Below are 18,406 nucleotides of genomic sequence, written 5' to 3'. Positions count from 1 at the left end.
CGTAGCCACGCTCCCAATCAATATTGTCATGCGCAATCGGCAAAAAAAAGGCCAGAAAATCCCTGAAGTAGGCCTCTAGAATCTCTTTCCAGGGAGTGTCGAAGGAATCTTTTTGGGGTTTTTCATGACTTTCTGGCATGGGAATTTCTCGTTCCTGAAAATTGGCATAAAAATCCCGGCTCTGTGTTTCATTGAACTGAGAGGCTGTCCATTAACCCTCGGATAAAAAAAGGAGAACTCCGTGTTTCATTCATGGATGAAATTGGCGCGTCATGGGAACCCGCCGCCGGTACACCTCAAACTTGAAGTCACCCTGTGCATCGTTCCGTTCTGCCACAAAAACCCAGGTACCGTCCTGGATTTTGTTGCCCAGGAAGGGTTTGACATAATCAGGCCAGTCGCTGAACCAGTTGATGCCTTCCCGGTCCAGATAGTCCCACATGTGATTCTGGTAGGGAATGACGGACATGTTGGAGACCCCGGCCAGGTTGACGACGCGATCCCGGAAATACCCTACGGTGCCAGACTGGGCCAGGGCAACCCACTCCGTGTCGGGGACGTGTTGCTTCACCAGGGGAAGCAGTGAGTTCAACATGATGTTTTTTTTCAGAAAAACGTGTCTGTGGGCATCAAGGGAGTAGCCGATGACCGGAACAGCCAGCACCACAGCACTGGCCATGGGCAACCAACGCCACCGTTGGGTTTGGAGAAAGAGCAGGGCACCGTAGGCCGGGGCGACAAGCAGCATCCAGGGGGTGAAATAACGTTCATAAAAAAACCAGGCCCAGGAAGAGACGATATACCAGACCAGCAGGATCGTGTTGGCAAAGGCCAGCATGACGGCAAATTCCAGGGTTCTCTGCGGTGTGGTGACCTGCGCGGAGTTTTTTTTCAAGCTGTCGGGCGCACTTCCCCAGCCCAGTCTGCTTTTGTGGTGCCAAAGGTAGGCCAGCAGCAGCAGGAACACCAAGATCCGGAGTCCCAGCACGACGCGACCACCGAGCATGGAGAGATTGATGACATCCTTGATATAAAAATAAGGGGTCAACATGGTCACCATGGCATCGATGCCAAGATAGATGCGTTTTGGGAAAAAACCCCACTCCTGCAATCCGAGACCGCTGGCCGGGGTCAGATGCCCGAACAGGGTGACATTGTAGACCCACCAGGGGAGGGAGACGAGCAGGGCCATGCCGCCTGTGGCGGCGGCAGCGGCGAAACGTTGCTGCCAGGGTTGTTCACGGCGGATGAACAGGCGTTGCAGCGCCAGCAGGACAACCAGATAAACAGTATCGATACGTGCCAGGACCAGCAGGCCCAGCAGGGCACCAAAGCCCATGGCACCACGCAAGGTTTCAGCACGTCCACTCTGATAGTATCGCCACGTCAGGGCATAAAAAAAGAGGGCACAACTGGTCTCCAGGCCGTTGAAATGCTTTTGCCAGGCCGCCATGGCCCCGCCATAGGCCAGAGCGCCCAACCAGAACAACAGCTTCTTTTGTGCGGCATCATTCCGGGGCACGGCATCCCGGGTAATGGCACCGATCAGCCCGATACTGCCCAGAAAAAAGAGCCAATGCAGCGCGAGCGTGGCGCGGACCATTTTTTCCGGGTCGTGGTTGACCAGACGGTAGAGCGGGGCGTTCAGAAAAACCCAGAGCGGTTGGAATCCATTGTTGAGTGTATGACCGTCATAGCTGACGCCATCTCCCCTGGCGATGTGTCTGGAGTTGGTCAGGACCATGAAGCCATCCTCCTCGACGGGGAGGTCGAACAGGGCTGGAACCGGACGCATGGCCAGGGTTGCGGTTGCCAGAAGGATCAGGATCACGGCCAGTTTTGGCAGCATGCTGGGGCGTTGAACGTCCATTCTTGCCTCGTCTTTACATTAATATCCAACAGGGCCTGCCCAGAAATATGTATTTTCAAAAAACCAGGCAGACCGTCAACATGGTGCAAGATGTATTTTTCAGGATGCAACCCGTTTGCGGCGAATGGCATCTTTCAGGCGGTGTTCGAATACGTTGGCCGCATCATGTTCGCTGAAAACGTTGCGGATGGTGCGGATGATGCGTGAGGGGTGAAAAATGTAACCGATAAAATAGGAGATGAAGGTCAGGATCAGCCGGTAGAAGGTCAGTTCACCGGGGCGCATTTGTTCGTTGAACACCCGGTGGGAAAGATTGGTCAAATCGGTATTCAGGGTATTCAGGGTCAGAAAATAGGGATCGCCCAATTGAATTTTTCCCTGGTCGAGCAGTTGGCGAAACATGGTCGAACCGGGGAACGGCATGAAAATGTAAGGTTGAATTTCATCGACGCCCATGTACATGCAGCGCAGGCCAAACCACAAGGATTTCAGCACATCCTTGCGGGTCTCTCCGGGAAAACCGAGGACCATGTTGATGCGCACGGTCAGACCCTGGCGCACAGCCGATTTGATCGACCGGAAGATGGCATCCAGGTCAATGCGTTTGCCGACCATCTTCAAGACTGCCGGCGACCCGCTTTCCGGGGCGTAGGTCAGGTAGGTGGTGCCGGCCTTTTTCAACAGGGCCAGCACTTCATCATCCAGCACTTCGCTGCGGGTTCCGGCGGGGAAGGCCAGCTTGACGTGAATATTTTGGGCAAGCATTTTTTCGAGGAGTTCCACGATCCACTTTTTTTTGACGATGGCGGTCAAGTCGTAAAGCTGCACCGTGGTGATGTTGTACTGGTCGATATGGTGTTTGATTTCGGCGATGACTTCATCCACTTCCCGCATCGCATAACGGGAGGTCCACATGTTCGGATTGGAGCAGAATGAGCATTTGAAGGGACAGCCCCGGGTCCAGAGCATGGGCATGTCACGGGCCGATTGTGGCCCATAGGATTTGCCGGATTTCCAGAAGGCTTCCATATAGCCGGGCGGCCAATAGGGCCAGGGCAGGGTGCTGATGTTGGGGATGCGGGGCAGACCGCTGGTTTCGACATAGGTACCGGCGGCATCCAGGAAACCGATGCCATGGATTTCCGTCAAGGGCTTGCCAAGGCGGACAGTCTCCAGAATCTCCAGCATCCGGTGTTCCCCTTCGCCGCGGGCACCGATGTCCAGGGCCGGACAATCCCGCAGGGAATATTCCGTCAGGGCGGTCAAATGTTCCCCGCCGGCCACGAACAGGGCGTGTGGAAACCGTTCCCGCACGGCCTTGATCAGCTCCCGCACCATGGGCCACTCCGAGGAAAACATGGCGTGAAAACCAATCACCTCACTGGTGGGGGGAATTCTGGCCAGAAGCTGGTCCGGGGTCAGACCATGGCCCAGAAAATCCGGAAAATTTTTATGTTCCCAGGTGGCGTTCAACCCTTCGGCCATGGCATCGATCCAGAGTGGATCATAGCCATTCTGACGCAAAAAAGCGGTAATATACGCCATGGCCAGGGAGGGGGTGGCCTCGTTGGAAAGACTGCGCTTGTGAAAAAAGACCGGTGGGCGAACCAGGGTCACCCGCAATTTTCTGCCGGTTGCCGTTTCATGCAATCTTCTCAAACGTTCATGCAACGATTCCACCTGGTTCATCCTCGCAATCTTGTCATATCGATCCATATCTGATGGGACGCTTCCCGTTGCGCCGGATACCAGAAACGAACCTGGCCCCGGGGGTATCGACGGCAAACATGTCCAGGACAAGTTTATTCTCTTCCGGGTAGATTCGCATCTGGGACAGGCTTCTGTCCAGATCGAAATGTGTCAATTCGATGCGGCGGCAATTTTTTTAGCGCGAAACTTGCTTCCCTGAAAGTGGCCGGGGGCTGAAAGCTGGGGCCTGACAGATGGACAGAAGAGGCGTTCAGGTGAATGAAGATGCGTTTCATTGATCACGATGCTGCCGTGTCGGCGCTGGTTCATTCGGTTTTGTTGGAACGTTGCGCCGATCCCGATTGCGATCCCTCTCCATGGGCCAATTCAATCGTGCGCTTTGTCCTGGAACAACGCGCCAAAATGCCGTCCCATACCGGCATGGCCGTTGCCTTGTTGACCCTGTTTCTGGACATGGCACCCCTGTGGCGCTTTGGAAAACCTTTCCACTTTCTGAGACATGAAAAACGTCAGGTGATCATGACCGGCTGGCGTTGGTCGTGGTTGGGTCCTTGTCGGGAGTTGTTGCGTTTTTATGAGGCTTTGACCCTGTTTGCCTGGCATACACGGGCAGAAGTGGCCGAAAAACAGGGAATAAACGGCAGCCGGATTGGTCAGTAACCGAAAAAAATGGGATCATGAAAATGATTGACAGGATGATGGTGGAAAACGTTCATGGCTGAACCGACAGTTTGTCGCCAACACACCCATCCTGGGGCCGCCATGCTTCCCAGGGAAATCCATCCGGGAGTTTCGGATCGGATCGCCAGCGTGGATATTCTTGTGGTCGGCTCGGGGCCTGGTGGGGCGCTCACGGCGGCCATGTTGGCGGAACAGGGTCGCTCGGTCCTCCTGCTGGAGGAGGGGGGGTGGATTTCCCAGGAGACGCATACGCCATTCTCCCGCGCTGAAATGATTCACAAATACCGACATGGTGGCCTGACCGCCGCCATGGGCAAGCCGCCGCTGGCCTATGTGGAAGGGTGTTGTGTGGGGGGCGGCAGTGAAATCAACAGCGGACTCTATCATCGCACCCCGCCGGAAATATTGTGGCAATGGTCCCGGGAATATGGCGTGCGCCATGTGACACCCGAAGAGATGGAACCGCATTTTGCAGCGGTTGAACAGGATGTCGGGGTGCGATACCACCCGGGTGTGCCGCCGCTGAACTCCCTGAAACTGGCCATCGGCGCTGAAAATCTGGGGTGGCATGCCCTGGAAGTGCCTCGCTGGTTCAGTTATCTGCCGCTCCCGGAGGCGACCCAAAAATCCGGTCACCCGGTTTGGCAGGAACAGCGCAATGCCATGAGTCGCACATTCATTCCCCGTTTTCTCCGGGCCGGGGGGATGCTTCTGGCGCACTATCGGGTCGAAAAACTCCTCTTTCGCCACAACTCCTGGGAAATTACGGCTTGGCCAACCTGTACCCAGGCCTGTGTTTCGCCAAGGATTTGGCGGGCCAGACAGTTGTTTCTGGCTGCTGGGGCCGTGGCGACGCCTGCCTTGTTGCGCCGCAATGGACTCTCCGCCGTGGCCGGACGCCGCCTGGCCAGCCATCCGACCATCAAGGTGACGGCCCGTTTTCCGGAACCGGTCAATTCACCGGCGGGTGGGGTTGGCGTCCATCAGGTCAAGGAGTTTTCGCCCCGTTTTGGTTTTGGTTGTGCCATTTCTTCGCAGTCGCATTTGGCCATCTCTCTGCTGGATCATCCCCGCCATCTGCCCCTCGTTCACCAGCAGGGATCCCGTATGGCCGTCTACTATGCCATGGTTCGGGGTCAGGGTCGGGTGATTGTGCCGCCTCTGTTGCGCCATCCCATCCCTTTCTGGCACATGCAAGCTGCCCAATGGCGCGATCTGGCCACCGCCTTGCGGCAACTCTCCCGCCTGCTGTTTGCCGCCGGGGCCGATACCCTCTGGCCCTCTGTCGCTGGCACGGAACCCTTGCACCATGTCGGAGAACTCTCCCGCCTGCCCAATACCCTGCCGGCCCGTGATACCCGTCTGATGACCATCCATCTCATGGGGTCTTGTCCCATGGGAGAGCATCCCGGGCAGGCGGTTACCGATTCATTCGGGCGCGTCCATGGCCAGAACAATTTGTATGTTTGCGATGCTTCTCTTCTGTGTGATGCCCCGGGTGTCAATCCCCAGGGCAGCGTCATGGCCATGGCCCGCCGCAATGTCCTGCACTTTCTGGCCCAGGATTGATCGCGAAGGATGTCTGCCGGATTGACACTGAACACATGCAGGCACGTAAGTTGGCCCTGCAAGACTGTCTGCCGGATTGACTCTGAACCGATGCAGGCACGAAAGTTGGCCGTGCAAAGTCAATGGATTTTTGATAAAGTGGGCCAAAAAGGAGATTTCGATGACGACGATTGCGTTTGACACCCTGGAATTCACGGAGCAACTCAAGGCGTCCGGTGTACCGGATGACCAGGCCAAGGGGCACGCCAAGGCCATGGCCCGCCTCATGGAGCAGGTGGAAAAATCCCACGCCAAGGAACTGGCCACCAAAAAAGATATCGCCGAACTCAAGAGAGACGTTGCCGAACTCAAAGCTGAAATGATCAAATGGATGTTCGGAGTGTCAGCCGGTCAGGCAATGTTCATCATCGCTATTCTAAAGTTGTTTCCATCGCACTGACAACATGACCGCATGAACGCCAACCCATCGAAGGCAACGAAACATGACGGCCATCACGTTTGATACCCTGAAATTTGGGCGTCGTCTCACGAATTTCAATCCGTCCTTGTTGCAGGCCGGACCTTTGGTGGTGACCGGTGCTGCGGGTTGGTTGGGGCGTGGCTTGTTGCGTGCCCTGACCGTGGGGTTGCCGGAGCGGCCTGATCTGTTGCCGGTTGATCCGGCCCGTGCCATACGTGCCCTGATCCTGCCCGGTACAGCAGCAGAATTGCCCCGGAATCTTCCGGGAGTCAAACCGGTCGAAGGGGATTTGTGTCAGCCGGAAAGTTGCCAACGCCTGTTGGAAGGGGTTCAGGGGGGCACCCTGTTTCACACGGCGGGGGTGATCCATCCGCAACGAGTCCGGGATTTTTTTGCCGTCAATGTGGCAGGTACCCGCAACCTGCTGGAGGCCGCAGCCAAGGCCGGCATGCGGCGGGCCGTGGTGGTCTCTTCCAATTCACCTTGTGGCACCAATCCTCATCTGGATCACCGGTTTGACGAAACCTCCCCCTATCGTCCCTACATGAATTACGGGCGTTCCAAAATGTTGATGGAACAAGAGGCCCGACGCATTGCCGCCCAGACCGGTCTGGAGGTGGTGTTGATCCGGGCACCCTGGTTTTATGGTCCCGATCAGCCGCCACGCCAGACCCTGTTTTTCCGGATGATCCGGGATGGCCAGGCTCCCATTGTCGGCAGTGGAAAGAATTGGCGCTCCATGGCCTATATCGACAATCTTTGCCAGGGATTGTTGTTGGCGGCCATGGTACCCGAAGCCGCCAACCAGACCTACTGGATCGCTGACCAGCGCCCCTATACCATGCACGAAATAATTGACACCGTGGAACGGTTGTTGGAAGATGAGTTCCAGCAAACCTGTCGCCATCGCCGTATGCGACTGCCGGGATGGTTGGGCGAGGTGGCCTGGTTGCTGGATTGGGGGTTGCAGTCAGTCGGGTTGTATCAGCAAAAAATTCATGTCCTGTCCGAAATGAACAAAACCATTGCCTGTCATGTGGACAAGGCCAATCGGGAACTGGGATATCTGCCACATGTGGACCTGGAGGAGGGGATGCGGCGCAGCCTGGCCTGGGTCTTTGCCCGCCAGGGCGGGCTGGATCAGGAATAAACCGGGTTTAAGGTCGTGAATCATTTGAAAAATTTGTAAAATAATTGGTTTTATACCAGGAGAGATCATGCAACATTTGATCACGGGAGGTTCCGGATTTTTGGGCAATCTGATTGCCCGCCGTCTGCTGGCGCGTGGCGAACAGGTGCGCATCCTGGATATTTGGGAAGATACCACCCGGCCCCGGGAGATCGAATTTGTCCGGTGCGATATTTTGGACCAGAACGGCGTGGCTCAGGCCATGCGCGGTGTTGATGTCGTCCATCACAATGTGGCACTTGTTCCCCTGACCAAATCCGGGGATCGTTTCCGGCAGGTCAATACCGAAGGAAGCCGTCTGGCGGCGGCCATGGCCGTCAAGGCCGGGGTCAAGGCCTTTATCCACATGAGTTCCAGCGCCCTGTATGGCAATCCCGCCGAGCTGCCCATCACGGCATCGACGCCTCTCAATCCGGTGGAAATCTATGGCCGGGCCAAACTGGCCGGCGAGCAGGCTGTACAGCAGGTGTGCCAGGAACATGGACTCCCCTTGATTGTCATTCGTCCGCGAACCATTCTGGGGGATGGTCGTTTGGGAATTTTTCAGATCCTGTTCGAATGGATCCGCGAAGGTCGTGCCGTCTATACCATCGGTGATGGACGCGGCCTGTTCCAGTTTGTCCATGCTTATGATCTGATGGATTTTTACATGATTGCCCTCGATTCCGGACGGACCGGCGTCTACAACGTGGGTACGGACCGTTTTGGTACCCTGCGGGAGGGCCTGGAAAATTTGATCCGTTTTGCCGGGACCGCTTCCCGAGTCAAATCCTTGCCACCAGGTTTGACGATTGCTGCGTTGGGCATCCTGGACACCTTGCGTCTCTCTCCCCTGGCTCCATGGCACTATCTGACCTACCACAAGCCGTTTCATTTCGACGTTGCCCCCCTGCTGGCCATGGGATGGAAACCACGCTATTCCAACGATGAAATGTTCCGGGAAAGCTTTGAGTGGTTCCAGAACAATTATGACCGTCTGATGGCCGAAAAAGCTGGTGGTGCCCATCGGCGGCCAGTCAAGGAAGCCATCTTGCGCCTCGTCAAATGGTTATCCTGAAAGGAAGCAATCTTGCGCCTTATCAAATGGTTATCCTGATCCGGGAGTGACTGTGAGTCCCTATATCCGCCTGTTGCGGCCACGCCAATGGGTCAAAAACAGCTTTGTCCTGGTGGGGGTGCTGTTTGGTGGCCATGCCGGAAACTGGCAGCTCTATCCGCCGGTCCTGCTGGTGTTTTTATTGATGTGTGCGGCTTCGTCGGCGGTGTATGTATTCAACGACATCATGGATCGGGAACGGGACCGGGTACATCCGCACAAGCGGTTGCGGCCCATCCCGAGTGGGGAGGTACCGGTCTGGCATGCGGCCCTGATTGCCCCCCTGTTGGCACTCCTGGCCCTGCTCGGCAGTGCCTGGCTTCATTTGGGTACCTTTGTTTGCATTCTTCTGTATGTATTGAATAATTTATTATATTCTCTCTGGTTGAAGGACCATCCTCTGCTGGATGTGCTTTCCATTGCCATGGGGTTCATGTTGCGGATGTTGGCCGGGGTTTACATCCTGGGGGATCTGCCCACTTCCTGGATTCTGCTCTGCACCTTTTTTCTGACCCTTTTCCTGGGCATCGCCAAACGCCGCGCCGAACTCTCCTCCCTGGCAGGCGCGGTCAGCCAGCAACGGGTTGTCTTGAAAAAATATTCCATGCCTTTCCTGGATATCCTTCTGGGAGCGACCGGGGTGATGACCATGGTGTGCTACGCCCTTTTTACCGCCATGGGAGGCAAGAGCCCCACCCAGATTCTGACCCTGCCCCTGGTCTTTTATGCTGTCTTTCACTATTTGCGCCTGGTCCTGGTTCACAATTATGGCGAAGAACCTGCCGATGTTCTGTTCAAGGACCCCAGGTTGATCGTGATCATTCTGGCCTGGATCGCTCTTTATCTCGCCATCGAACAATGGCAGCCGGTGTTGTTTCGCTGAAAAAAAGCTGGCCATATGGTCATGTGCTTCAGCTTGCGAAAACAGTTTTTCATGACTTTATGATTCCATTTTTCATTCAGGTTGACCATAATATGATCACCTGCCTGGTAATAAGTAACGCATGTCCTGGGCTTGAAAATATTATCTGGAACGCAAATTGGAATGACAGGGGAGTTTCTCGTCGAACCTGATCGGGTCACGGGGCGTCCACTGGCGATTCCGGGCATGGGAGTCAAGCAAGGACTGGACACCAAGGGAGAATCCATTGGACACTCCCGGACAGAATCGGATAAAGTGTCCGCAGCAGGTCATCTCAATCTCATACCCGCCAGGACATGTACCATGACCGGTCTTGCCTTTGATACCCTGAAATATACGAAGCGTCTCAAGGATGCAGGTGTTGCTGCACCCCAGGCGGAAATACAGTCCGAGTTTTTGGCCGAAGTCTTGACTGAAAACTTGGCATCCAAGGAGGATTTGGCCAAATTGGATGCCAGGATGGATATCCGGTTCAAGGAAATAGATACCCGGTTCAAGGAACTGGACACCAAAATGGATACCCGGTTCAAGGAACTGGACACCAAGATGGAAACCAGGTTCAGGGAACAGGACACCAAGATGGAGACCAGGTTCAAGGAACAGGACGCCAAAATGGATATCCGGTTCAAGGAACAGGACACCAGGATGGATATCCGGTTCAAGGAAATAGATACCCGGCTCAAGGAAATGGATACAGGATTCAAGCGAGACAACAAAGAACTGGAACTGCGAATGGTCATCAAGCTGGGTGCCATGATTCTGGCCGGTTTTGGTCTCATGATCACTGCCAACCGCTTGTGGCCCACGACCGTGCAGTATGTTCCAGCACCTCATGCCGTCCAGGATACACGTATACCGTCACCGCCTGTCCAACAGACTCCGGTCACGCCGCCCCGCACGGAGGATGGTGGGGTACAGAAGCCGCAGATGTGAGAGAGCCTGCATGGCTTTGGACAGTGCATCGTCACTGCAAAAGGTTCTCAATCCGATGTTACCCTTCAACGAACATCAATAAAGGTTGTTCGATGGCATCCCGGATCCAGCGCAGAAAACGGGTCCCGTCGGCACCATCGATCAGCCGATGATCATAGGAAAGGGAGAGGGGCAACATGAGGCGTGGTTGTAATACAGTATCACGATAGACCGGTTCCAGCCGACCCTGGGCAACACCGAGAATGGCCACCTCCGGATAATTGATGATCGGATTGAACCCGGTCCCGCCCAGAGCGCCCAGGTTGGATAGGGTAAAACACCCGCCCTGCATGTCGTCAGGTTTCAATTTGCGCGTCTGGGCACGAGTGGAAAGATCGGCCAGTTCTGTGGCAATGCGGGTCAAATTTTTCTGGTTCGCATCCCGCAAAACCGGGACAAGCAGGCCATGCGGCGTATCCACGGCAATACCGACATGGATGTATTTTTTGTAGATGACTTCCTGCCGGGTCATGTCCACGGCGGCATTGAATTTGGGAAACAGGTGCAAGGCGGTGGCAACGACCTTGACCAGAATGGCGGTCAGGGTGAGTGTTGGGCCACCCTCTTTGGCCAGACGGGAGGATATTTGTTTTCGCATGACTTCCAGGTCGGTGATGTCGGCTCGTTCATGGCCGGTTACCTGGGGAACTGTGGTCCAGGTTGCTGCCAGATGGATGGCTGTGGTCCGCCGGACGCTGCTCATGGGTTCCGTGGTTACGGCACCCCAACGGGAAAAATCTGGCAAGGGTCCATGCCGGGGAAAGGTTGGATCCTGGGCCAGGGAGGGGGTGGCAGAAGAGATGGGAGTGCGCATGTGTTGCAGAGAGTGGCGTACATGATTTCGCACATCCTGGAGGGTGATGCGTCCATGGGGTCCCGTTCCCGTCACTTTCCGGATTTCGACACCCAATTCCCGGGCTTCTCGACGAACAGAAGGTGATGCCGGGACAGGACCCGAATTGACTGTCATGGTCGATGTGGCAGGTATGGGGGAGGCCGTCGAGGCAGGAGCGGAGATCAATCCGGGTGAGGGAGTTGCGATGGGAGCGGGGGACAGAGCCGGTGCGGGAACAGAGACGGCTATGGGCGCAGGGGCAACAACGGTGTTGGCAACGGGCGCAGGGGAAGAAGCCGCTGCGGGTGCAGCAACGGCAACGGGTGCAGGGGCAACAACGGCGTTGGCAACGGGCGCGGTGTTGGGGACAGGGGGAGTGCCAGGGGCCGAAGTCACGACAGACTCGGTTATCTCCACGGATAACACGGGCTGGCCTACCTGTACTTTGGTTCCCGGTTGAACCAGAATTTCCGTCACGATGCCGGTCAAGTCGGCGGGTACTTCGATGACCGCCTTGTCGGTCTCGATTTCCAGCAAGGGATGACCGGGTGTGACCCTGTCTCCCACCACAACGGTCACGCGCACCAGATCGCCGCCATGAATGTTTTCACCCAGTTCAGGCAGGTTGAATGTCTTTGTCATGAGAGGCATATCCTTGTTCTGGCGCTGCCACCAGCCATGATTGCGACAGTTCGATCTTTGTCAGGTGTCAGCAGCTCTTTCCAGGGTGTGGTCGGTGAACCAGGCGAGTGACTTGCGAAAATTGACCACCTCGCCAATCACGATAATGGCGGGAGGTTTGAGGTCAAGTTCGACGACATCGCGCTGGGCGTTTTTGAGGGTGGTGATGCGAGTGGCTTGTTTGGACGTTGTGGCCCAGCGGATAAACGCCACCGGTGTCTCTGGTGACCTGCCGCCCTGAATGAGTCGTTTGGCAATGAAGCCGATGTTTTTCATGGCCATGTACAAAACCAGCACCGGAAAGGATTGGCCGATGGCTTCCCAATCCATGGTCGAGGTGGCCTCGCCTTCGGTGTTTTGTTCTTCCATCTGTTCATGGCCGGTAAAAAACCCGACATTGGCATTGATGCCCCGGTGAGTGATGGGAATACCGGCATAGGCGGGTCCGGCCACGCCGGCGGTAATGCCGGGAATGACGCGAAAGGGAATCTGTTCCCGCACGAGACAGCACGCCTCTTCTCCCCCGCGACCGAACATGAAGGGATCGCCCCCCTTGAGACGGACCACCCGCTTGTTTTCACGGGCAAGACGCACCAGGGTTTCGGAAATGTCGGCCTGCCTGGTGGAAGGGCGTCCACCCCGTTTTCCGGCAAAGACCATTTCGCAATTTTTGGGGATCAACGCCTGGATTTCCGGGGAGACCAGGGAGTCATAGACCACGCTGTCGGCGACCTGGATGACTTTCATGGCACCGAGGGTCAACAGATCGGGGTCTCCCGGGCCTGCGCCCACCAACACCACCGATCCGCGTGGAAAAAAAGCATCCGGATTGCCTGCGGGTTTGGTCAATGCCACCGACCCGCATGCAACAAAAGGCTCCAGATTGTCAGCGGGTTTGCTCATGGCCTTCGTATCGTTGGAGGGGAACTTCAGGAAGAACCGACCGGGGTTTCCAGCATGGCCTGGAGGACGGCACTCCACCCCTGGCCAATATTGCGTAGATTGTATCCCCCCCCACCGACACCGATGACGCGGCCATGTCCGAGTTCTTCGGCCAGTTTGCACAGGGATGTGGCCGCATGGGCATGCGGGGCCAGGGAGTAACGCATGTGGGTGATCGGGTCGCCATCGATGGAGTCGGCACCGCATTGCAAAATAATGAATTCAGGCCTGCCTTCGCGGATCAGGGCCTCCACCCGGGGCCACTCCTGAAAAAACTGGGCATCACTGGCGAACGGTGGCAGGGGAATGTTCAACTTGGTGCCTTTTGCCGGTCCTTGACCGGTTTCGTGGGCGTGGCCGGTACCGGGATAGAGAAACTGACCATCTTCGTGCAGGTCGGCAAAAATGAGATCGGGATCGGCTTCGAAGGGATAGAAGACGCCATCGCCATGGTGGGCATCGATATCGACGTAGGCGATGCGTTGCAGGCCGTATTTATGGCGCAGGACCATGACGGCCACGCCCGGATCGTTGAAGACGCAAAAGCCGCCGGCGCGTTCCGGGCGGGCGTGATGCAGGCCGGCAATCGGAATGAAGCCGCGCCGGAACCGACCCTGCATGATTTTATCCACGGCGTCCAGGGTTGAACCGACCACATAGGATGCCGCCTCGTAGACTCCGACAAAGGCGGGGGTATCGCCATAGTCCAGGTAACCCTGCCCGGTGACCGACTGGCGGGCAACCTGGTTGACGTAGGCAGGTTTGTGAAACAGCTCGATGGTTTCGCGGGCAGCCTGGACGGGTTCCTGGATGGAGGCACGCAGGTGCAATCCCTGGCGTTGGGCTTCGCTCCAGAAGGCTTCCAGACGCTGCGGGCCGAACGGATGTCCATCCCCGAAGCCATAGCGTCCGAGATTGTCGCCGACGTACACACAAACGGGAGTGTCCATGATTTGTTTACCGGATGACGACCAGTTTCTGGTAGAGACCGCCGAAGTAGGTCTCCTTGTGGATGCCGTGAATGGGCATATCCTTGGGGATCCAGTCGGTGATCTCTTCCCGCCACATTTCCATGGCGAAGGGTTCCAGGGTGGTCAGGATGGGAATCATGACATACCTGAACGGATTGATCAGACTGGGTTCATGGTAATCCATGAAGATCACCTTACCTCCCGGACGGGCAACCCGCAAGGCTTCTTGCACGGTTCGGGCGCGTGCTTCGGCGGGCTGCTCATGGAGGAGAAAAAAGACCACGACGTGATCGAAGCTGGCATCGGCAAAGGTGAGGTTGGTCGAATCCTGATGATGGAGCCGGACCTGGGGATGGATACCCAGTTTGCGTTCCAGATTTTCCAGTTGCACGGGGGCGACATCCACCACGTCAAGGGTGGCACCCGGGGTCAGGCGGCGGGCCACCTCCAGGGTGAAGTCACCGTAAACGCAGGCCAACTGTGCTGTATTTCCATGGATTTCCGCACCAATTTCCGCCAATGCCGCGTTGCGCAACTCCACAAAATTGCCCCAGAGGATCATGTTGACGATCCATTGTCGCTCGAAAAAGCGGACACCAGTCGGATGCAGATAGGCCCACCAGTAGGTCTCTTCCAGGTATTTGGGCAGCGCAACATCCCGGGAAACCCGAAACGATGGCGGCATGGACACCGCATCATCGGAGAGGGTCAGACACGGGTCGGGTCCTTCCAGAACGGTCGGCTTATTCATCAACAAATCCCCGTCTATCTGCAAATGTTGACTCTCTCCTGTCAACCCTGGACAGGAGGTACTGTGAATCCCCTGATCCAACAAGAACAGTCCCGTCGGTACATAAATTCCTTCGACAATTCAATGCAACCACCCCCGGCCAATCGCCAATCGACGCGGCCAACGAAAAACAGAGGCTGCTGAGGTTTTAGAGGAGATAAAGTTATATTGCAACGGACTGTCGCAAGAAAAAGCAAATTTTGTTGGCAGAAAGACCGGATCAGGACAACAGGATGGGTTCCTGGTGGGTCACGGTTTCCGGGCGTTTGAGAATCTGTTCGATGGTTTCGGCCAGGACAATTTCGATCCGATTGGGACCGGTGGCCTGGACAAACAGGTGTTTGTCATCGCAACCGGGAGGGAGGCTCAGGATTTTTTCCTGAATCTCCCGGGCACCACGCCGCAATGTGCCGAATCCGGCCTGGGGTGAGGTGGAGTACACCAGAACAAATGCCCCCCGGGTGGGAATACCCAGTTCCTGCCAGATGTGGTAGGGCGCATTTTGTTTCAGGACTGTCTGGAACATGCCCCCCTTCAACCGGCCAACGAAGTACCGGAAAGGGGCTTCTCCGGGGAGATTGGCCGCATCCGGGGCGATGGCGAGCAGGGTTTCGCCGGGAATCAGTTTCAGGAGACCGATGGCCACCCCGGTTTTGGCTGTGGGGCTGAAGGGGTCGTCGGGATTGCCCTGTGGCGGGCGATGCACGATGAAATGGGAAAAAGGGATGCTTTGGCGGATTTTATCGAGAGTCGGATTTTTGTTGATGCCGCGCAGGGGGGGTTCCCATTTGAACATGCGTTCTTGCAGAATCGTGGCAAACAGGGCCTGCACGAGCAGGGAGCGGCTGGAGTTGCCGGCCTGGAGAATGTGAACTTCCCGGGGTTGGATCTCCCGATTGGCGAAGGCCTGGGTCATGGCCATGAAAAACCGTTCAATCCCCTTGCCAACCCGCTGGACCAGAAAATGGTTCAGGCGATTCTGATCGACCGTGACCTGCACCTGGACCCGGGCACGATCCCGGTTCAGCAGCTCCACATCAACGGAAAACCGGGCACGTGCATCCTGGAAACAATCGGTGGTCGGGTCCATGCGAAAATCGCTGTCGATGATCGCCTGGTTCAGAAGGTCACCGATGGTATCGGAGAGGCGTCGCCGCCGGAGCTGACCGGACTGGGGATCGCCGGTCTGTTCCGCCTCGACCTGCCACTGAAAATCTTCCCAGACCTGGCGCACCTTGGCCATCATCAGGGCCGTGTTGGTGCGGGCCACGTGCGAGTGATCCAGAAAGGGTTCATGACCCGGAAAAATTTCCGCCTCATGGGGAATGGAAAAGGGAATATGGTGTTCCCGGCACACCTCCAGGTTGTCCAGGAAAGTCAGATAGACCAGATTGGCAATCAGGTTTTCCCCGCCCAGGTACATGTCGCCGCTGGCACCAAAGTGTTTGATGACCCTTTCATAACCTTGCTGTTCTTCATCCGGGGCCGGAAACCGGTAGACGCCAAAATCAAAATCGGTACTGCCGCCCCCAAAATCGAACACGGCATAGGCGGTTCCTTCGGCTGTGGGTTCGATGCCGAGTTCTTCCAGGGCGCAGGCGGCATAGGCAGCGGGTTCGGATGCCTCCTCCCGAAGACGGAAGCGGTTCATTTTCGGGCTGCCGAGCAGGGAGAGGGGCAGGCTGCGCTGCAAGCCACGGGCAAAGGCCGCCATGATTTTCTGCCGGGCCGCCCGCGGATAGGTGATGGGAAAGGTCATGAAATAGTCCAGAAACAGACCATTCGAGCGATGATTGATGAAAAGCCCCAGGTAATAAGCGTAAAGTTCAATCGGATCGAACGGGTCATCTTCGCTGACCGTGATCGGCTCTCCGACCACCGGCATGGGATTGCTTTCGGCTGGGAGAATGATTTCGGTTTCCGTGGCCTGATCGGTGATGCGCAGGGGTTGGTCGGTGGCGGCGGTCAGGGGCCACTGTTTGAAGCCGGTCAGGATGCTGGCCACAATGCGCTGGTCGGCTTCATTGGCCCGCAACAGGTTGAGTGCGGCGTGGGAAAAATGAAAATCCTCCCAGCGGGTGAGGGGACGATAAGCCTCCGTCTGCCACACCTTGAGCAGGTTGGGCAGGTGAATGAAGGCCAGGACGGTGGGGTTCTGGTAGTCTTCAAAGGTGGGTTTGCGGAAAAAATCCACCATGCCGACCCGCAACAGACGGGTTTTGCCATTCTCCCGACAGGCCACCACAGTGGAGGAGGTGCCAAAGTCGATGGCCACCACCCCTTCGCGAATGTCCAGTTCGGGATTGCGGGCTTCCCAGGGGGTTTCCAGGGTGACTTCGACCCAGTTGCCGCTGGCGGGTTTGCGGGGGTGGTAGAGTTCCCACAACCCTTTGCCCATATCGATGAGGGTGGAGGGTTCCAGGACCGGCAACCGTGCCCGGACATAGTCCCCTTCCAGGAGGTGTTGTTGCAGGGCATTCAGGGAGGGAGGCGGGGATTGCAGCCCTTCCCCTTTTTTGCCCAGATCCATGGTGAGGGTGTAGAGTTCCTGGAGTTTTTCCCGAACCCCTTCGATTCCCTGGGGAACCAGGGAGTGGGCGACAATAAAGGAAAAAATATCGCGCTGGGCCACACGGTGCAGGGGGAGAATCGGGTGGCTTCCCTGCGCCAGACCCAGGGCACCGTTGCCCAGGTTGAGCGTCCGGTATCCCTGGCCATCCGGGTCGGGGGTTGCTGAAACAAACCAGGCATCCTTGAATTTTCCGCTCTGAAACAGTGGCTCGCCGACAATGGCCTGCAATGTGTCCAGGGAAGGAATTTCCCAGTTTTGAAAAGCGTATACTTTAAGTTTAGTAATATATTTGAACATCTCCCCCGGTTCGGCGCGAAAATCGTAGAGCAGCCACAGGCAATTGAGCCTGTTGTCAAAGTAAAAGAGGGGCTGCTTTTCAAAACAGACAAAGCGTTGCTGTTGCAACAGTTGCAGGGTTTGCTGACGCAGGGTGCGCAACTGCTGCTTGGCGGCGTCATCGACCTTGGGCTGCAACTGGGGAACGAGCCGTTCCTGCTGAAACCAGATTTTGGTGACCTTCATGTTGGACTCTCTCTTCCCGCTCCCGGTGTCTCTCTTATACTCCGCATCCTTTCTAGCAAACCGCAATGCCCCTCGGCAAGCGTTTCCGGCGGGACCGGCGTGGTATCTCCTGTCCGAATAATAGTTTATAAAAGATATTATATCGACCAGTTATAGCAAGTATAGCAGATCCGGGGTTGTCCGCAAGCCGCAGCGGCATGCGTTCCCGGAGAAAATATTTTATAATTAAATGAAATGTATGGAATTTTTGGATCAGGTGTGGTAGCGTGAATGGTGAGAAAAAAATGTCGTGCCGTATGAACGATTGGCCAATCCAGCCAGGAGTGACACGCATGAAATTCATGGATCCGCGCATCGACTTTGCCTTCAAAAAAATATTTGGCAGTGAAGATGCCAAGGATATTTTGATCAGTTTTTTGGAAAATTTGCTGGGTCTCAAGGGGGAGCGGTGTATCGTCGATTTGACCATCCTGGACCCTTTCCAGGCCCCGCGTATCAAATATCTCAAACACTCATTCCTGGATGTCAAATGCCGGGATCAGCGTGGTATCTCCTATATTGTGGAGATGCAGGTAATAAGCGTAAAGTTCAATCGGATCGAACGGGTCATCTTCGCTGACCGTG

Annotated in this window: 16 protein-coding genes; 8 read left to right on the top strand and 8 right to left on the bottom strand. The window is 56.2% G+C overall.

All coding sequences use genetic code 11. The features are described from left to right. From HQL65_16035 to HQL65_16025, 3 genes are all read right to left on the bottom strand, one after another. Positions 1 to 139: cytosolic protein (locus HQL65_16035; GenBank protein MBF0137743.1), on the bottom strand; the 139-nt coding region annotated here is incomplete at its 3' end. 111 nt (positions 140 to 250) lie between these two features. Continuing rightward, positions 251 to 1,870: a hypothetical protein gene (locus HQL65_16030; protein ID MBF0137742.1), complete on the bottom strand. Its 1,620-nt coding sequence runs from the start codon at positions 1,868 to 1,870 to the stop codon at positions 251 to 253. Between the two features lie 99 nt (positions 1,871 to 1,969). Then, complete coding sequence (locus tag HQL65_16025; protein ID MBF0137741.1) at positions 1,970 to 3,550, bottom strand: B12-binding domain-containing radical SAM protein; 1,581 nt, start codon at positions 3,548 to 3,550, stop codon at positions 1,970 to 1,972. Between the two features lie 294 nt (positions 3,551 to 3,844). Here HQL65_16025 and HQL65_16020 point away from each other — a divergent pair, with 294 nt between their 5' ends. The 7 genes from HQL65_16020 (at position 3,845) to HQL65_15990 (ending at position 10,430) form a co-directional block, all read left to right on the top strand. Further along, the gene (locus HQL65_16020; protein MBF0137740.1) at positions 3,845 to 4,240 is read left to right on the top strand and encodes a hypothetical protein; all 396 of its coding nucleotides are present in this window, start codon (positions 3,845 to 3,847) and stop codon (positions 4,238 to 4,240) included. Positions 4,241 to 4,342: 102 nt separating this feature from the next. After that, the gene (locus HQL65_16015; protein MBF0137739.1) at positions 4,343 to 5,830 is read left to right on the top strand and encodes a GMC family oxidoreductase; all 1,488 of its coding nucleotides are present in this window, start codon (positions 4,343 to 4,345) and stop codon (positions 5,828 to 5,830) included. Between the two features lie 160 nt (positions 5,831 to 5,990). After that, a complete protein-coding gene (locus tag HQL65_16010) occupies positions 5,991 to 6,269 on the top strand; it encodes a DUF1640 domain-containing protein (GenBank protein MBF0137738.1) in 279 nt (92 codons plus the stop codon). A 43-nt stretch (positions 6,270 to 6,312) separates the two neighbouring features. After that, complete coding sequence (locus HQL65_16005) at positions 6,313 to 7,440, top strand: NAD(P)-dependent oxidoreductase (GenBank protein MBF0137737.1); 1,128 nt, start codon at positions 6,313 to 6,315, stop codon at positions 7,438 to 7,440. Between the two features lie 67 nt (positions 7,441 to 7,507). Beyond that, positions 7,508 to 8,536, top strand: coding sequence for an NAD-dependent epimerase/dehydratase family protein (locus tag HQL65_16000; protein ID MBF0137736.1), 1,029 nt, complete (start codon positions 7,508 to 7,510; stop codon positions 8,534 to 8,536). A gap of 52 nt (positions 8,537 to 8,588) precedes the next feature. Further along, on the top strand, positions 8,589 to 9,458 hold the full coding sequence (locus HQL65_15995) for a UbiA prenyltransferase family protein (GenBank protein MBF0137735.1): 870 nt from the start codon (positions 8,589 to 8,591) through the stop codon (positions 9,456 to 9,458). Between the two features lie 162 nt (positions 9,459 to 9,620). Then, a complete protein-coding gene (locus HQL65_15990; protein MBF0137734.1) occupies positions 9,621 to 10,430 on the top strand; it encodes a hypothetical protein in 810 nt (269 codons plus the stop codon). Positions 10,431 to 10,488: 58 nt separating this feature from the next. Here the strand turns inward: HQL65_15990 and HQL65_15985 are convergent, their stop codons facing one another. The 5 genes from HQL65_15985 to HQL65_15965 form a co-directional block, all read right to left on the bottom strand. Beyond that, positions 10,489 to 11,946, bottom strand: coding sequence for a 2-oxo acid dehydrogenase subunit E2 (locus HQL65_15985; protein ID MBF0137733.1), 1,458 nt, complete (start codon positions 11,944 to 11,946; stop codon positions 10,489 to 10,491). Positions 11,947 to 12,006: 60 nt separating this feature from the next. Then, positions 12,007 to 12,888 carry a uroporphyrinogen-III C-methyltransferase gene (gene cobA / locus HQL65_15980; GenBank protein MBF0137732.1) on the bottom strand — a complete coding sequence of 294 codons (882 nt, stop codon included), beginning with the start codon at positions 12,886 to 12,888 and terminating at the stop codon, positions 12,007 to 12,009. Positions 12,889 to 12,914: 26 nt separating this feature from the next. Beyond that, positions 12,915 to 13,877, bottom strand: a complete 963-nt coding sequence (locus tag HQL65_15975; GenBank protein MBF0137731.1) for an acetoin utilization protein AcuC — start codon at positions 13,875 to 13,877, stop codon at positions 12,915 to 12,917. Between the two features lie 7 nt (positions 13,878 to 13,884). Further along, positions 13,885 to 14,583, bottom strand: a complete 699-nt coding sequence (locus HQL65_15970) for a class I SAM-dependent methyltransferase (GenBank protein MBF0137730.1) — start codon at positions 14,581 to 14,583, stop codon at positions 13,885 to 13,887. 325 nt (positions 14,584 to 14,908) lie between these two features. Then, entirely contained in the window at positions 14,909 to 17,782 is a 2,874-nt protein-coding gene (locus tag HQL65_15965; GenBank protein ID MBF0137729.1) for a hypothetical protein, read from the bottom strand. Between the two features lie 332 nt (positions 17,783 to 18,114). On the opposite strand from HQL65_15965, the gene HQL65_15960 reads away from it, so the two are divergent. Next, a partial coding sequence (locus tag HQL65_15960) for a PD-(D/E)XK nuclease family transposase (GenBank protein ID MBF0137728.1) occupies positions 18,115 to 18,406 on the top strand: 292 nt, incomplete at its 3' end.

This window comes from Magnetococcales bacterium, from assembly GCA_015228935.1.
GTDB lineage: Bacteria > Pseudomonadota > Magnetococcia > Magnetococcales > DC0425bin3 > HA3dbin3.
Note: the sequence above shows the minus strand (reverse complement) of the source record. Positions and strands in the feature narration are given on the sequence as shown.

What these genes read in the sequence shown, in the direction of transcription:
- HQL65_16030 (MBF0137742.1), bottom strand. Translation starts at nt 1,870, where the DNA reads ATGGACGTTCAACGCCCCAGCATGCTGCCAAAACTGGCCGTGATCCTG.
- HQL65_16020 (MBF0137740.1), top strand. Translation starts at nt 3,845, where the DNA reads ATGCGTTTCATTGATCACGATGCTGCCGTGTCGGCGCTGGTTCATTCG.
- HQL65_16015 (MBF0137739.1), top strand. Translation starts at nt 4,343, where the DNA reads ATGCTTCCCAGGGAAATCCATCCGGGAGTTTCGGATCGGATCGCCAGC.
- HQL65_16010 (MBF0137738.1), top strand. Translation starts at nt 5,991, where the DNA reads ATGACGACGATTGCGTTTGACACCCTGGAATTCACGGAGCAACTCAAG.
- HQL65_16005 (MBF0137737.1), top strand. Translation starts at nt 6,313, where the DNA reads ATGACGGCCATCACGTTTGATACCCTGAAATTTGGGCGTCGTCTCACG.
- HQL65_16000 (MBF0137736.1), top strand. Translation starts at nt 7,508, where the DNA reads ATGCAACATTTGATCACGGGAGGTTCCGGATTTTTGGGCAATCTGATT.
- HQL65_15990 (MBF0137734.1), top strand. Translation starts at nt 9,621, where the DNA reads ATGACAGGGGAGTTTCTCGTCGAACCTGATCGGGTCACGGGGCGTCCA.
- HQL65_15985 (MBF0137733.1), bottom strand. Translation starts at nt 11,946, where the DNA reads ATGACAAAGACATTCAACCTGCCTGAACTGGGTGAAAACATTCATGGC.
- cobA (MBF0137732.1), bottom strand. Translation starts at nt 12,888, where the DNA reads ATGAGCAAACCCGCTGACAATCTGGAGCCTTTTGTTGCATGCGGGTCG.
- HQL65_15975 (MBF0137731.1), bottom strand. Translation starts at nt 13,877, where the DNA reads ATGGACACTCCCGTTTGTGTGTACGTCGGCGACAATCTCGGACGCTAT.
- HQL65_15970 (MBF0137730.1), bottom strand. Translation starts at nt 14,583, where the DNA reads ATGCCGCCATCGTTTCGGGTTTCCCGGGATGTTGCGCTGCCCAAATAC.
- HQL65_15965 (MBF0137729.1), bottom strand. Translation starts at nt 17,782, where the DNA reads ATGAAGGTCACCAAAATCTGGTTTCAGCAGGAACGGCTCGTTCCCCAG.